Raw genomic sequence first — 14455 nt, 5'->3', positions numbered from 1 at the left:
TTTAAGCATTGCGTTGAATTTAAGAGTGCTTATTTTAGGTCATAAAAGCTATGCGCAAAATGATTTAAATGACCTTGCATAACTTATATGGTTTTAAATTATTTATTGTTTTATACACAAAGTGATTAAATGAACTTACATCACTTATATGGTTTAAAATTTTGTTTCTACTTTTTCCACAAAGTGATTAAATGAACTTATATCACTTATATGGTTTAAAATTTTATAGTTCAGTGAGAGAAATACCGCCGTTTGTATTGCTGATGTAGCAGGCTTCAACGACTTTCATGGTGTCTAAAACGTCCTGAACGCTTGCCAGTAATTTAGAATCTGAGCCTTCTTTAAAACGCATTAGATTCGACATTGTTCCAATAAAAGCTTCTGGAAACCAAGAACCTTCAAGGTTGATTTTTTTCCATTCGTATTGACCTTTTTCATCTTCAATTGCATATTCAAAAATGTCAGGAAGTCCATCGGGATAATTCATTAATAATCCCATTTTGGCTTTAATTGCGCCTTTTGTACCTTCCCATTTAATGTAACTTTCTTCGTGATTTGGTCCAAAATGATGATCGTGATTCGTATTGATCACAACATGTTTATCTTCACCATAATCTAAAATAATAGTAGAACGGCTCGATGATAATTTTTTAAGAGGATGTTTCGCTGTTTTTGCCATCACACTTTTCGGATTTCCGAGAAACGAGCGAATGCAATCGATATAGTGAACACTATGAAAAAGAATTTCCAATCTAGGATGTTCTTTAATCAGCGGAAACAATTCCCACGGTGTATTTACGGTCACTTTAAATTCAAAGTCGTATAAATCACCAAGCAAACCTTCGCTAATTAAATATCTCGCAGCGCTGACAAAAGGGGAGAATCGAAGCTGAAAATTGATAGCAGCCACAAGGTTTTTTCTTTCGCAGACTTCTACAATCTCTCTGGCTTGAGCCAAATCATTTCCCATTGGTTTCTGAATCAAAACTGCTGCTCCATCAGGCAATTGTTCTAATATTTCGATATATTGATCCGGTAAAACGGTAATATCGTAAACCGCATTTGACGGCGCATTTTTTACAGCTTCCACAACATTTTCAAAAACATGTTCAATATCAAATTCTTTGGCTAAATCGTGTGCTTTTGCAATCGTTCTGTTCGTAATGCCAAAAACCGTAAAACCAGCCATTTTGTAAGCGGGTAAGTGCGCATCTTTTACGATTCCGCTTGCGCCGATAATGATAATGGGCTGTTTGGTTTCGGGCAGTAAAGGTTTATATGGAATATTCATTTTTGTACTATTTTAAGTTCTGTTGGTACTAGCAAACTTTGACAAAGTTGACTACACATAATCAGTTCGTTAATTTTTCAATATTTTGCTGTGTTTCTTCTAAAAGCGTTTTCGACGGAATATCAGTTTCAATCGCTTTTAAAACCATTTGATCTATTAATTCTGCTACTTTTGGCCAAATTGGCGTTTGTGGCAAAGTCAAAGCATTTTCATGCAGCATTTCCAGTTTATGATAATATGGAATCGTTTTGTTGATTTCAGTATCATTCCAAGTTGATTTTCTGCACCCGATTCCGCCTTCGGTTGTCAATAATTTATCACTTTCAGCAGTTGTTGCAAATCGTAAAAAATCATAGGCGAGTGCTTTATTTTTACTTCCAATGCCAATTGTATAAAGCCAATAGACATTTAATGAAGCCGTTTTATGGTTTTCGTCGTGTGGTAATTCGGTAATATCCACTTTGCCTTTTACTTTCGATTCTTCGATTACTTCACACATCGAGGCAAATCCAAACCAGTTAATTGCCATTGCGGCTTGTCCTTCGGCGAAAGCCATACCAGCTTCAACAGAACCAAAATTCTTCGAATCCAGATGAACGGCATTTGTATCGTTTACAATTTTTCTATAATAATCTAAAGCTGCAGCTGCTTGATTATGATTGATATTTATTTTGTTTTGAAGATCTAAAAGAGATCCGCCGCGAGTCCATAACTGCAGACAGAAATCGAAAACCATATTATGACCGTCTGGATAATTCGCAAACACACAACCGAATAAATTGCTTTCAGGCCGATTAAAAAATGTGGCAATTTGGGTGAATTGCTCCCAAGTTTTTGGAGGGAACAATTCGTAACCAAATTGTTTCTTGAAGTTTTCTTTTTCGGATAAATCTTCAAATAAATCTTTTCTGTAAATCAAACATTCTGGGCCATCGTGAAACGGAAGTCCGTAAGTTCCGCCATTAATCTGCTGCAGATTTAATAGCGATTGATGCCAGCCTTCAGGATAATCCTGTGGCGGATTTTGGTTGATAAAAGAAGTTAAATCGAGAACCGCTCTTTCATTTGCAGCATCAAAAATCCAATCCGTATTTAAGTGCGCAATATCCCATTTTCCGTTTTTTAAACCTTTATTAACGATGGTTTCTTCATAAAGATCGTGCAGTTCCAACGGAACCATTTCAACCTCAATCTGAACATTGTTTTTCAGGCAAAAAGCATCCCACAGCTTTTGCAGCGTACTTTCAAAAGGAGAAAATTTTCTAACAGCGATTCTAAATTTGTCCATACTTATGCTATAAATTCTTTTATAATTCGCTCGTTATCTTGTCCTAATTTTGGAGAACCTTTACCAGATGTAAAATATTCACCATCAATTTTTATAGGGCATCTTGTAGTTTTATACGAATAGCCATCGAGCATTTCAACTTGCTGTGTAAACTCTAAAACTTTAAAACCGTCTTCTTTGAAAAGCTGTTCGTAGTTTAAAACTCCTGCACACCAAATATCAGCTGGTTCTAAAATATCCAGCCAAAACTGCGTTTCCTGCGTCAATAGGTGAGAAGCCAGAATATTTTTGATCTCATCTCTAAGCGTAAATTTATTCTCTGGAAATTGTAGTAATTCATCACATTTTAGCAATGAAGCCAAAACAGGAATCGATCCCATTGCCAAAGCCACATAACCGTTTTTAGTTTGGTAAATTCCGTAAGGCGCGCCTAAATAAGCGTGAGCATTATTAGTTTTAGTTCTTACTGGTAATTCTCCGCCATCATTAAAGAAAGTCGTAATCGTTTCAAACTGAAAATCAAAAGCCGATTCCAGCATGCTTACCTGAACCGTTCCGCCTATATTTTGGGTTGCTTTTCGATATAAAGCGGCTAAAATTCCCTGTGCTAAATGTGCGCCCGCAAGCATATCAACAATCGACAATCCCATTGGTACAGGACCATCTTCCTGATTACCGCTTAACCAGGTTAAAGCCGTTAAAGATTGTAACAACAAATCCTGTCCTGGTAAATCTTTAAGTTCAGGATGATTTCCAAAACCCGAAATCGAACCATAAACCACCGTTGGATTTATCGCTTTTACATCATCATAGCTTAAACCGATTCGTTCCATAACGCCCGGTCTGAAATTATGCATGACAACATCGGCTTTAGTTAATAATTTTTTTAATTTTTGAAGTTCTTCCGGCTGTTTAAAATCAATGGCAAACGATTCTTTATTTCTGTTTATGGTATGAAAAACAGATGATTCGCCGTTCATGATTAAGTCAGAAGTATATAAGGTTCTGCAAATATCGCCAGTTCCCGGTTTTTCAATTTTTATAACGCGCGCACCCAAATCAGCCAAGCGAAGACTCGCCGACGGACCAGAAAGAAACTGACTAAAATCTACAATTAAATAATCTTCTAAAGGTTTCATTCTACTCGTTTAAAAATTGTTCGTGTATTGCTAAATTATCTTCGCCCACTTTTGGCGCTGCTTTTGTACTGCTTAAAATTTCACTGTCAAGCTGAATCGGACTTCGGGTTGTAACCAAAGTTTTTCCATCTGAGTTTTTTACGGTTTGTTTTAATTGTAATTCATTCACAAAAGACTGTTGATCTAACGTTTCGTAATTCAAAACTTTTCCAGCCCAAATACCTTGTTTTTGAAGTAATTCTAACCAATAATCTGCTTTTTGTTCAGCTAATTTATCGGCTAAAAGAATTCTGATTTCGTCTCTTTTTTCAAACCAAAGATGTTTCTCTGTATATTTTTTTAAATCAACTCCAAGCGTATTTCCTATGAAAATTAAATCACCCATTGCCAGCGAAATATAATCGTCTTGTGTTTTGTAAACTCCATAAGGCGCACTCAAAAAAGCGTGTGCACTTCCTTTAATATCGCCTCGTTCGGGTTGTTGCCCGCCATCGTTTAAAAAAGAAGTAATGGCTTCAAACTGAACATCTAAAATAGATTCCAGTAAACTAACTTCAACCAAAACACCTTTTCCGGTTTTGGCTCTTTTTAATAAAGCAGCTAAAATTCCCTGTACAAAATGATTGCCGCACATTAAATCGGCGACAGCCAAACCAAATGGAACTGGTCCCTGACTTTTTCGTCCGCTCAGCCAGCTTAAACCCGAAAGCGATTGCAAAAGCAAATCCTGTCCCGGTTTTTTTGCCCAAGGGCCTTTATCGCCGTAACCTGTTATGGTTCCGTATATAATTTTCGGATTTATGGTAAGCGTTGTAGTATAATCCAATCCAATTTTTTCCATTACACCCGGTCTGAAATTATGCGTCATAATATCAGCCTTTTCGATTAGTTTTTTGATTAAAACCAAATCGTCAGGATTTTTTAAATCGGCAGCAAAAGATTCTTTGTTTCTGTTAATCGTGTGAAATAAAAGACTGCTGTCGTCAACAAAAAGATCTTTGATGCTTAATTGTCGGCAGGCTTCACCTTTTACAGGACGCTCGATTTTGATAACTCTCGCGCCTAAATCGGCTAACTTTAATCCGGCAGAAGGACCCGCCAAAAACTGGCAGAACTCTAATACAATTAATCCTTCTAATGGTTTCATGAATTTTGCAGTTTTAAGGATTTAGCATAAAGCCCATTTAATGCATCTAAAACCAGTTCTTCATCTCCGCCGTTTATTAAATAATCACGAACTACATCGCCGGCATGATCCTGAAAATACATGTGTCCGGAATATCTTGGTCTTAGAAAAGCTCTTTCTAAAGCGGGTAAAGTATTTTTGAAATAATTGTTGGTTATCGAATTGATTCGGTCATTTTTCCAGGCTTGTAAATGTCCCGGCTGACCTCCGTTATCGGCAAAAATATTCTGTTGCACTTGAGATGAACCCGTGAATTCAGCATAACGAATCGCTTCAGGGATATGTTTGCTGAAAGAAGAAACCGCTAATCCTGTTCCGCCCAGAGAGCTTATCATAGGCGCATTATTCAATTTAACCAAATCATAAAAATGAAGCAGATTTTTGCTGTATCCGGCTCTTGAATAATTAGAATATCCGTAAGCAAAAGGGCAGTAGGCAATTTCATCTGAATTTACCATGGCCTCGTAAATCTGAATTGGATTTCGGTTAAAGTTTGCCGGATCAATTAATTGCGCCAACTCACGAAACATCTGTAAAGCTTTTTTTCCTGTTTCTACAGAAATAACTTTTTCTTCAGACTGAAACGGAGCTTCGCTTAAACTGCAGCAAAACATATAGAAACTCATTAAAACATCAACCGGAATTCCGGCAAATGCTACTAAACCTTTTTTGGCTAAAGCCAATAATTCGTCGTATGTCTGAGGGACTTCAAGTCCTTTTTTTTCTAAAATATCCAAACGTGTTGCAGCAACCGGAGTCGCGGCATCTATTGGCAAAGCCCATAATTTATTACTGAAGACATAGCTTCCGTATGATTTTCCCACGGTATTTATTTCCTGATCTTTTATATAATCGGCAGGCAGATAATCAGAGAGTGGGAGGATAGCATTTGTATGTGCTCCAAAACCTGTCCACGGATGATCAATAACCAATAAATCAAATCGTTTTGCTAAATCTTCGATCGAAGCATCTGCAAATTCTTGTAAACTTCTTTTCTCCCAGGTAATTTCGATATCAGGATTTAACTCGGTAAAGCGTTGTGCCGTTGCAACCATAGGTAATAAACCTCTTGTATGATTCCACGTTATGCCTTTTAATACTGCCATTTTTCTTGAATTATGTATTTGGAAAATAATAAATGTAAAAAATACAATTACAAAATTAGGAATTAGATTGAATTGAGCAAGAAAATGTAACTTTTTACATTGATTTTTTTATCAAAAGTTTTGAACAAGGCGTAATTTTTTACAAAGCAAATAAAAATTGTTATAATTTATTAAAGAATGATCATTTTATTATATTAGTAGAAAAATAAAATGCAAAATTATATTTAATCGATTACATTTGTAATTGTGTATTTTACATTTATTAAATTAACCACATTATTGGTTCCATTAATTAAGATTCTTAAATATTAAATTATATTAAAATGTTTTCATTACAAAGTAAAAAAGCAGTCATAACAGGAGGCGGAAGCGGAATAGGAAGAGCAATTGCGGTCTTGTTTGCCAAGCAGGGAGCAGAAGTTCATATTATTGATTTATCTATTGAAAGTGCGCAGGATGCTGTTGACGAAATTAAAAATGCAGGAGGAAATGTATTTTCGCATGCGTGTAATGTTTCCAGTCAGGCTGATGTTAAAGCGACTTTTGAAAAAATAGGAAGCATTAATATCTTAATCAACAATGCCGGAATCGCGAATGTTGGAAAAGCCGACACGACTTCTGAAGCTGATTTTGATCGTGTAATGGATGTAAACGTAAAAGGAGTTTACAACTGTTTGTTTGCCGCGATTCCACAATTTAGACTTTCAGGCGGCGGTGTGATTTTAAACATGGCGTCAATTGCGGCATGGGTTGGAATCTCGGACCGATTTGCTTATTCAACTGCAAAAGGAGCTGTAATGGCAATGACTTTATCTGTAGCGAGAGATTATTTAAGTGAAAACATCAGATGTAATTCTATTTCTCCGGCAAGGGTTCACACGCCTTTTGTTGATGGATTTATTTCTAAAAATTACGCCGGAAAAGAAGAAGAAATGTTCGAAAAACTTTCTAAATCCCAGCCAATTGGCCGTATGGGAAAACCAGATGAAATCGCCGCTCTGGCTTTATACTTATGCAGCGAAGAAGCAGGATTCATCACTGGATGCGATTACCCAATCGACGGAGGATTTATTAAGTTAAATAATTAATTTTGAGTTGCTAAGGTTCTGAGATACTAAGATGCTAAGTTTTTTTAGCTTAGAATTTTACGACTCGTTAGACCTGACAGGTTTTAAAAACCTGTCAGGTCTAAACGGGTGAACAAAAACTCAGAACCTTAGCCACTCAGTACCTTAGAACCTAAAAAAAAATAATTAATCAAAAAATAAAAAAAAATGAAATTAATACGTTTTGGAGAAATCGGAAAAGAAAAACCAGGAGTTTTAATTAATGAAAAAAGATATGATGTTTCTTCTATCGTTTCAGACTTTAACGAAAGCTTTTTTGAAGATAATGGTTTAGAAAAATTACAAAAAGCATTAGAAAGCAATCCTTCTTTACCAGAAGTTAATGCAAGTGTACGTTTGGGATCTCCGGTTGCGAGACCTTCAAAAATAATCTGTATAGGATTAAATTATGTAGATCACTGTAAAGAAACTGGTGCACCAATTCCAACTGAACCTATTATCTTTTTTAAATCAACGACTTCTTTATGCGGTCCGGACGATGATGTGATTATCCCGAAAAACAGTGTAAAAACCGACTGGGAAGTGGAGTTGGCATTTGTAGTAGGCAAAAAAGCAAGTTATGTGGAAGAAGCGGAAGCTTTAGATTATGTTGCTGGTTATGCTTTGTTAAATGATTACAGTGAAAGAGAATTTCAAATCGAACGCGGCGGACAATGGGCAAAAGGAAAAGGCTGCGATACATTTGCACCTCTTGGACCATTTTTGGCGACGAAAGATGAAGTAAAAGATGTGGATAATTTATCGATGTGGCTGAGCGTAAATGGTAAAAAATACCAAGACAGCAACACGCTGAATTTGGTTTTCAAAATTCCGTATTTAGTACATTATTTAAGCCAGTTTATGACTTTGCTTCCTGGCGATATCATTAGTACAGGAACGCCTCCAGGAGTTGGTTTGGGTATTAAACCAGATCCAATTTATTTAAAAGCCGGTGATGTTGTAGAACTTGGAATTGAAGGTTTAGGTACAAGCAAGCAGACTGCAGTTGCATATAAAAAGTAATTATTAACTCGTTGAGCATAATTATTTTTAAACACATAGAAACATAGATATTCGATACTCAAAAAAAGGCGTTTCACTTGCAATAATAAACATAGCTATGTGTAAATGATGTATCATTTATTTTAGTCTTCTTGTTTAAAAAGGAAAAACCTATGTTTCTATGTGTTAAATAAAATTTTCACGAATTGTATCCTACGAGTAAGTTTAAAAAAATTAAAGATGAAATTTATAGTATGCGAAAAGCCGCAGGAATTTAAATTAAAAGAAAAAGAAATTCCCGAACCAAAAGACGGTGAAGTTCTTTTAAAAATAAAAAGAATTGGAATCTGCGGAACTGATATTCATGCTTTTGGTGGTACACAGCCGTATTTTGAATATCCCAGAATTTTGGGACACGAATTGGCTGCAGAATATATAAAAGGAAATGCAGCAGGTTTTAAACCGGGCGATAAAGTAACTTTTATTCCGTATTTCAACTGCGGAACTTGTGTTGCCTGCCGAAACGGATTAACAAACTGTTGTGTAAATATTAAAGTTTTCGGTGTTCACATTGACGGCGGAATGGCCGAATATGTAACGATTCCAGAACAATATTTACTTCATGGTCAGGGATTAGATTATGATGAACTGGCTTTGGTTGAACCTCTGGCAATTGCAGCGCACGGAGTAAGAAGAGCGGCTGTTAAGTCAACTGATACGGTTTTGGTAATGGGAGCAGGGCCAATTGGAATTGGATTGATTCAGTTTGCTAAAATTGCGGGAGCAAGAGTGATCGTAATGGATATCAATGATTACCGATTAAATTTCTGTAAAACAGAATTAAATGCTGATGAAACCATCAATCCGCTAAATGATGATGTAGCTGCAAAACTGGCTGAATTAACAAACAGTGATATGGCGAATGTAGTGATCGATGCGACTGGAAATCAAAAAGTAATGAACAGCGCTTTCAATTATATTTCGCATGGCGGAAGATTTGTTTTAGTGGGGCTTCAAAAAGGAGAATTGAGTTTCAGTCATCCTGATTTTCATAAAAGAGAATCGACTTTAATGAGCAGCAGAAATGGGACTATTAAAGACTTTGAATATGTAATGAAATGTTTGAAAGAAGGTAAAATCGATCCTAAAAAATACATTACGCACAGAACGAGTTTCTCAGAAATGATTACTGATTTCGGACAATTAATTGATCCTAAGAATAATGTAATCAAAGCGTTAATTGAGATAGAATAATTTTTTCTAACACATAGAAACATAGAATTTAAAACTTAATAAAAGGCGTTTCACTTGCATTAACACACATAGCTATGTGTTAAGAAACTAGTTTCTTTTTTACTCTCTTTTAGGAATAAGAAAAGCCTATGTTTCTATGTGTTTAAAAAACCTAACTACTATTAAACTTTAATAACCACAAAAATGGATTTAAATTTAAAAAATAAGATTGTTGTCGTTTCCGGTTCGGCTGGAAAGGAAGGCAGTATTGGAGAAACAATTATTAACCGAATTGCAGATGAAGGTGCGATTCCAGTTTTGGTTGACAGAAATGCAAGAGGTTTCGCTTACGCGGAAGCTTTCCAAAAAAGAGGAATAGATTCTTTATTTGTTCAGACTGATGTTACTGATCCTGTAGAAATCGAAAATGCGGTGAAAACAATCGTAGCAAAATACGGAAGAATTGACGCTGTTATCAACAATGTTGGTGTAAATGACGGTGCAGGATTAGATGCTTCTTATGAGGAATTTATGGATTCTTTGAAACTGAATGTAGTAAGTTATTTTTTGCTGGTTAAATATGCACTTCCGTATTTAAAAGAAACAAAAGGAAATATTTTAAATATTGGTTCAAAAGTAGCTTTAACAGGACAGGGCGGAACTTCGGGTTACGCTGCTGCAAAAGGCGGAGTTTTAGGACTTACAAGAGAATGGGCAGTAGATTTAATTCAATTCGGAATCCGTTCGAATGCCATTATTATTGCTGAAAGTTATACTCCGGCATACGAAGACTGGATTAAAACATTGGCAGATGGAGAAACCGTTTTAAAGAAAATCAACAAAAGTATTCCCTTTGAAGGCAGAATGACGAAAACAGAAGAAATTGCAGATACGGCGCTTTTTATTATTTCGGATCGGTCTTCGCACACTACAGGACAATTTGTTTTTGTTGATGGCGGTTACGTGCATTTAGATCGTGCTTTAATCAACGATGTAAACTAATTCAGGATGAATAACCGAATTGATTCTCATCAGCATTTTTGGAGATTTGATCCTGTTAGAGACAGCTGGATTGATGAAAGTATGTCGAAAATTCAAAGAGATTTCCTTCCGGAAGATTTATCGCCATTGCTTACAGAAAACAAGTTTTCGGGTTGTGTAGCAGTTCAGGCAAGTCAGTCTGAAGATGAAACCAATTTCCTTGTGGATCTGGCTTCAAAAAATGATTTTATAAAAGCAATCGTAGGCTGGGTTGATCTTCGGGCAGATAATATTTCAGATCGTTTACGTCATTTTTCTTCGAATAAAATAATTAAAGGATTTCGGCACGTTGTACAAGGTGAAGCCGATGATTTTATGTTTAGAGAAGATTTTCGCAACGGAATTTCGGCTTTAAAAGAGTTTAATTTTACGTATGATATTCTGATTTTTCATCGTCAATTACCGGCTGCGATAAGTTTGGTAAAAGATTTTCCGAATCAAAAGTTTGTAATTGATCATATTGCAAAACCTGATATTAAATCAGGAAGCATTCATTCCTGGAAAAAGGGAATCGAAGAAATCGCAAAATACGACAATGTATGGTGTAAAGTCTCCGGAATGGTAACAGAAGCCGATTGGAAAAACTGGAAACCAGAAGATTTAAAACCGTATTTAGACGTCATCTTTGAAAATTTCTCAACAGATAAATTGATGTATGGTTCAGATTGGCCGGTTCTAAATGTAGCTTCTGATTATAAAGAAGTTGTAAAAACTTTAGAAGATTATATTTCGGAGTTCTCTATCGAAGATCAAAATAAAATTTGGTTTGAAAATGCGGTTTCGTTTTATAATCTCTAATAGATTTTTTGCCACAGATTAAAATGATTTTCACAGATTTTTTTCTCTTTGTCAAAGTTTTGAACTTTGACAAAGATTTTTTACTCATAAACTTGTCAAATATAGCCCGTGGTTTCAACCACGGGGACGTAATATTGTCACGCTTCAAACATAGCCCGTGGTTGAAACCACGGGCTATGTTTGAAGATAGGAATTAAATTAGGTTATAGTTTGTCATTTCGACCGTAGGGAGAAATCGCACCAGGAACTCTACAAAGATTGGCGATTCTCGTTGTCGATTATTGTAGTGAGATTGCTTCGTTCCTCGCAATGACAAAGCGTTGTGTTTTTACTGCTTCAAAACATCATTCCCAGAATCCCATTTCTTCTGCCAGGCTGGATATTTCTTCAAAACTTTTTCTGGTTTATCTGTATACCACGCATAACCGCTTCTGCGTTCACGGCTTACTTCTGCCAAAGAATACAAAAACTGACTGTCTCTATCGCAGAATAAAGGTTTATGAGTTCCTAATTCGTAATATCTAGTCCAGATTGGCGGAGCTGTAGAATCGGTTACGATGCGCACATCATTGGTAATTTTCTTGTATTTAGATTCCATTTCCGGAGCTTTAAAACTTTCAACTCTGGTATTGTATATTTTAGAATCCTGAAACCATTTTACAGCACTTTGCACCGAATTGATTATCTTTTCATTCGGATTATCGATTGCCATTAAAAACAGGACTACATCAACACTTTCTGCATTACAAATACTTGGAGGTTCAAACTTTCGCGCCCATGCAGGCAAAAGCGTAATTTCATCATGCTGTTGGCACCAGGCCGTAAGTTTTCCTTCGTCTTTAATTTGCATTTTTAAAATACAATCAATTCCTTTCTCGTATGATGCCGTTACTTTTTTTCTGGTTTTAGCATCGATAAATGCAAAATCAGGATCGTTGTTTACGATCTTTTTCAACAAATTTATAATACCCATATATGCGCCGTCATTAAATGTAATATGTCGGCTGTAACCTTTTTCTAAAGGAAAATATTGAGGCCAGCCTCCGTTATTGTATTGCGCTTCCAAAATAAAATCAATTCCTTTTAACGCACCGTCTTTATATTTTTCCTCTTTAGTCAAAGTATAAACCTGAGCCAGATAATTGACGTGTGTATAAGTCGTTTCGTTGTCAAAAGTAGTATGCAGAATGGGTTTGGTTTTAATAACCGTATCGATTTGCTTTGGAGTCAGAATCGCTTTCATATCGTAATTCTTTGGCCATCCGCCATTATTACGTTGAAAAAGCAAAATATTATCAGCAATTTTACCGTAATCCGTTTCAGCATATTGTGGCTGATTCGGAACCGGATTTACAATATTGGTCGCATCTTTAATGTGATACCAATGATTGGTTCCATCTGTAAAAGGTTTTGTGCAGATTTCTGATTTTTCATCATTGTTAGTTTGTGCATTCGAATGTAGAAACGAAAAAGCACAAAGACTTAAAACAACTGCTTTTGAACTATTGATAAAATTCATTTTTGAAATTAGGATTAAAATTTTACAGCTCCTTTTGGAACATCATTTCCAAGTGTAGTTGTTTTAGAAAAATCTAAATTTTTAGAAGAAATCAATTCGATATTACTGTTTCCTTCACCATTGATATTTACAGCTTTTGGAGAAGTAGAATTGAACTCAACATCTTTTAAAGACATACTTTTTGCGTTGTAAATTTCGAATACTGTACTGTTTTCAATATCGAGTTTCGCATTGCTGATTTTGATTCCTTTTGCATCAATAATCGAAAAACCTTTTTCTGCCGTAACCGTTAAGTTTGAGATTTCGATATTTTCTAAATTCATTTCGGGAAGACCTTGTAAAAATACCGCTTGCTGTGCGCCTTTAATCGTAATGTTTTTGATGGAAATATTTTTAAACTGAGGTGTTTCTTCGTTTACTGGAACCGCTTTTGTACTCACTGTATTTCCGCCTTCGGCTAAAGTTTCGGCGATTGATTTTCCTCCATAATACAAATCAAAAGAAATTGCCTGAGATGGGATATCAGTCATAAAAATATCTGAGATATAAATGTTTTCTACAATTCCGCCGCGTCCGCGAGTACTTTTAAAACGAAGTCCAACATCAGTTCCCATAAAAGTACAGTTGGAAACATGCAGATTTTTTACACCGCCAGACATTTCACTTCCAACCGTTACACCGCCGTGTCCGTGATATACAATGTTGTTTCTTACGATAATATTTTCGCACGGAATACCTCTTTCACGTCCGTCTTTATCTTTACCGGATTTAATGCAAATAGCGTCATCTCCAACATCAAAACTTGAATTTTCAATCAAAACATTTTTGCAGGATTCAACATCAAGTCCGTCGCCATTTTGAGAATACCAAGGATTACGAACCGTTACATTACGTACAATTAACTCATCAACCATTAATGGATGAATATTCCATGCAGGAGAATTTTGAAAAACAGGCCCGTCAAATAAAACTCTTTTACTATTTTGAATGCTCACTAAAACTGGGCGTAGAAAATCATGAATAGTTTCAAAATCTTCTTTAGTTTTTAAGTCAGGACGAACATTTTGGTCAGCACCTTTTGCACCTTTTAAATATTGTTCAGACGGATACCAGCTGTCTTTCTTTTCATTTAAAACTCCGCCAGAAACGACAAATTTCTTCCATTGTTCATCAGTCAATTTACTCTTTTTAACTTGTCGCCAAGCTTCACCCGAACCATCCCAAACACCATTTCCGGTAAATGCTACGTTCTCTAAGTTTTTACCATAAATAGGTGAGATACAACGCCAAGTATTCAAACCTTCAAAACTGGTTTCAATAATGGGATATAAACTTTTATCTGTAGAAAATTTAATTAAAGCGCCTTTTTGTGCATGTAACTCAATATTGCTTTTTAGGATAATTGGCCCTGTAAGCCAGATTCCTGGAGGAATTATAACTTTTCCTCCGCCTTTTTTAGAAACAGCCTCAATAGCATCGGCGAAAGCCTTAGTATTTAAAACATAACCGCCATTAACGGCACCAAAATCTTTTATGTTTACGCTTCTTTTAGGAATTTTAGGTTCATTAATTTTTACCATTTTAAATTCAATGTTTTTGTAAACATTTAGTTTTTGAGCAAAACCTTTATTAGATAGACTCGTTACCAAAATGATTATAACGGTGCAAGCAAGGTTAATTCGGTTAGTTTTCATTCTTATTATATTGTGGTTATTATTTTCTTCTTCGGAATGTTAAGTCAGTCTT

Annotated in this window: 12 protein-coding genes; 5 read left to right on the top strand and 7 right to left on the bottom strand. The window is 35.7% G+C overall.

Annotated elements, in window-relative coordinates; genetic code table 11:
- Window positions 1–223 precede the first annotated feature (223 nt).
- The 5 genes from B3C18_RS15405 to B3C18_RS15385 form a co-directional block, all read right to left on the bottom strand.
- Window positions 224–1291, bottom strand: coding sequence for a Gfo/Idh/MocA family protein (locus B3C18_RS15405; RefSeq protein ID WP_291148373.1), 1068 nt, complete (start codon window positions 1289–1291; stop codon window positions 224–226).
- A 61-nt stretch (window positions 1292–1352) separates the two neighbouring features.
- Window positions 1353–2579 carry an extracellular solute-binding protein gene (locus B3C18_RS15400; RefSeq protein WP_291148371.1) on the bottom strand — a complete coding sequence of 409 codons (1227 nt, stop codon included), beginning with the start codon at window positions 2577–2579 and terminating at the stop codon, window positions 1353–1355.
- Between the two features lie 2 nt (window positions 2580–2581).
- On the bottom strand, window positions 2582–3718 hold the full coding sequence (locus B3C18_RS15395; RefSeq protein WP_291148369.1) for a CaiB/BaiF CoA transferase family protein: 1137 nt from the start codon (window positions 3716–3718) through the stop codon (window positions 2582–2584).
- Between the two features lies 1 nt (window position 3719).
- Window positions 3720–4865 (bottom strand): CaiB/BaiF CoA transferase family protein, encoded by a 1146-nt coding sequence (locus B3C18_RS15390; protein ID WP_291148367.1) that lies wholly within the window; start codon window positions 4863–4865, stop codon window positions 3720–3722.
- A complete protein-coding gene (locus tag B3C18_RS15385; RefSeq protein WP_291148365.1) occupies window positions 4862–6010 on the bottom strand; it encodes an ABC transporter substrate-binding protein in 1149 nt (382 codons plus the stop codon). Before B3C18_RS15385 ends, B3C18_RS15390 begins: the two co-directional genes overlap by 4 nt.
- Window positions 6011–6333: 323 nt before the next feature.
- Between B3C18_RS15385 and B3C18_RS15380 the strand changes: the two genes are divergently transcribed.
- The 5 genes from B3C18_RS15380 to B3C18_RS15360 all read left to right on the top strand — a co-directional run bounded on the left by B3C18_RS15380 (window position 6334) and on the right by B3C18_RS15360 (window position 11190).
- Window positions 6334–7098: an SDR family NAD(P)-dependent oxidoreductase gene (locus B3C18_RS15380; protein WP_291148362.1), complete on the top strand. Its 765-nt coding sequence runs from the start codon at window positions 6334–6336 to the stop codon at window positions 7096–7098.
- 186 nt (window positions 7099–7284) lie between these two features.
- On the top strand, window positions 7285–8139 hold the full coding sequence (locus B3C18_RS15375; protein WP_256635193.1) for a fumarylacetoacetate hydrolase family protein: 855 nt from the start codon (window positions 7285–7287) through the stop codon (window positions 8137–8139).
- A 219-nt stretch (window positions 8140–8358) separates the two neighbouring features.
- The gene (locus B3C18_RS15370) at window positions 8359–9372 is read left to right on the top strand and encodes a zinc-binding alcohol dehydrogenase family protein (protein WP_291148359.1); all 1014 of its coding nucleotides are present in this window, start codon (window positions 8359–8361) and stop codon (window positions 9370–9372) included.
- A 183-nt stretch (window positions 9373–9555) separates the two neighbouring features.
- A complete protein-coding gene (locus B3C18_RS15365) occupies window positions 9556–10353 on the top strand; it encodes an SDR family oxidoreductase (protein ID WP_291148357.1) in 798 nt (265 codons plus the stop codon).
- 6 nt (window positions 10354–10359) lie between these two features.
- A complete protein-coding gene (locus B3C18_RS15360; RefSeq protein WP_291148356.1) occupies window positions 10360–11190 on the top strand; it encodes an amidohydrolase family protein in 831 nt (276 codons plus the stop codon).
- A 328-nt stretch (window positions 11191–11518) separates the two neighbouring features.
- Here the strand turns inward: B3C18_RS15360 and pelA are convergent, their stop codons facing one another.
- Together pelA and B3C18_RS15350 are read right to left on the bottom strand one after the other, a co-directional pair.
- On the bottom strand, window positions 11519–12709 hold the full coding sequence (gene pelA, locus B3C18_RS15355) for a pectate lyase (protein WP_291148354.1): 1191 nt from the start codon (window positions 12707–12709) through the stop codon (window positions 11519–11521).
- Between the two features lie 14 nt (window positions 12710–12723).
- A complete protein-coding gene (locus tag B3C18_RS15350) occupies window positions 12724–14403 on the bottom strand; it encodes a glycoside hydrolase family 28 protein (protein ID WP_291148353.1) in 1680 nt (559 codons plus the stop codon).
- Window positions 14404–14455: the final 52 nt, after the last annotated feature.

The sequence above is a fragment of the Flavobacterium sp. UBA7680 genome (genome assembly GCF_002482975.1).
GTDB lineage: Bacteria > Bacteroidota > Bacteroidia > Flavobacteriales > Flavobacteriaceae > Flavobacterium.
The sequence above is the reverse complement of the archived record's forward strand: the minus strand, read 5'-3'. Positions and strand labels throughout refer to the sequence as shown.

Coding starts and splice junctions, on each gene's coding strand:
- B3C18_RS15405 (WP_291148373.1), bottom strand. CDS start 1,291: ATGAATATTCCATATAAACCTTTACTGCCCGAAACCAAACAGCCCATT.
- B3C18_RS15400 (WP_291148371.1), bottom strand. CDS start 2,579: ATGGACAAATTTAGAATCGCTGTTAGAAAATTTTCTCCTTTTGAAAGT.
- B3C18_RS15395 (WP_291148369.1), bottom strand. CDS start 3,718: ATGAAACCTTTAGAAGATTATTTAATTGTAGATTTTAGTCAGTTTCTT.
- B3C18_RS15390 (WP_291148367.1), bottom strand. CDS start 4,865: ATGAAACCATTAGAAGGATTAATTGTATTAGAGTTCTGCCAGTTTTTG.
- B3C18_RS15385 (WP_291148365.1), bottom strand. CDS start 6,010: ATGGCAGTATTAAAAGGCATAACGTGGAATCATACAAGAGGTTTATTA.
- B3C18_RS15380 (WP_291148362.1), top strand. CDS start 6,334: ATGTTTTCATTACAAAGTAAAAAAGCAGTCATAACAGGAGGCGGAAGC.
- B3C18_RS15375 (WP_256635193.1), top strand. CDS start 7,285: ATGAAATTAATACGTTTTGGAGAAATCGGAAAAGAAAAACCAGGAGTT.
- B3C18_RS15370 (WP_291148359.1), top strand. CDS start 8,359: ATGAAATTTATAGTATGCGAAAAGCCGCAGGAATTTAAATTAAAAGAA.
- B3C18_RS15365 (WP_291148357.1), top strand. CDS start 9,556: ATGGATTTAAATTTAAAAAATAAGATTGTTGTCGTTTCCGGTTCGGCT.
- B3C18_RS15360 (WP_291148356.1), top strand. CDS start 10,360: ATGAATAACCGAATTGATTCTCATCAGCATTTTTGGAGATTTGATCCT.
- pelA (WP_291148354.1), bottom strand. CDS start 12,709: ATGAATTTTATCAATAGTTCAAAAGCAGTTGTTTTAAGTCTTTGTGCT.
- B3C18_RS15350 (WP_291148353.1), bottom strand. CDS start 14,403: ATGAAAACTAACCGAATTAACCTTGCTTGCACCGTTATAATCATTTTG.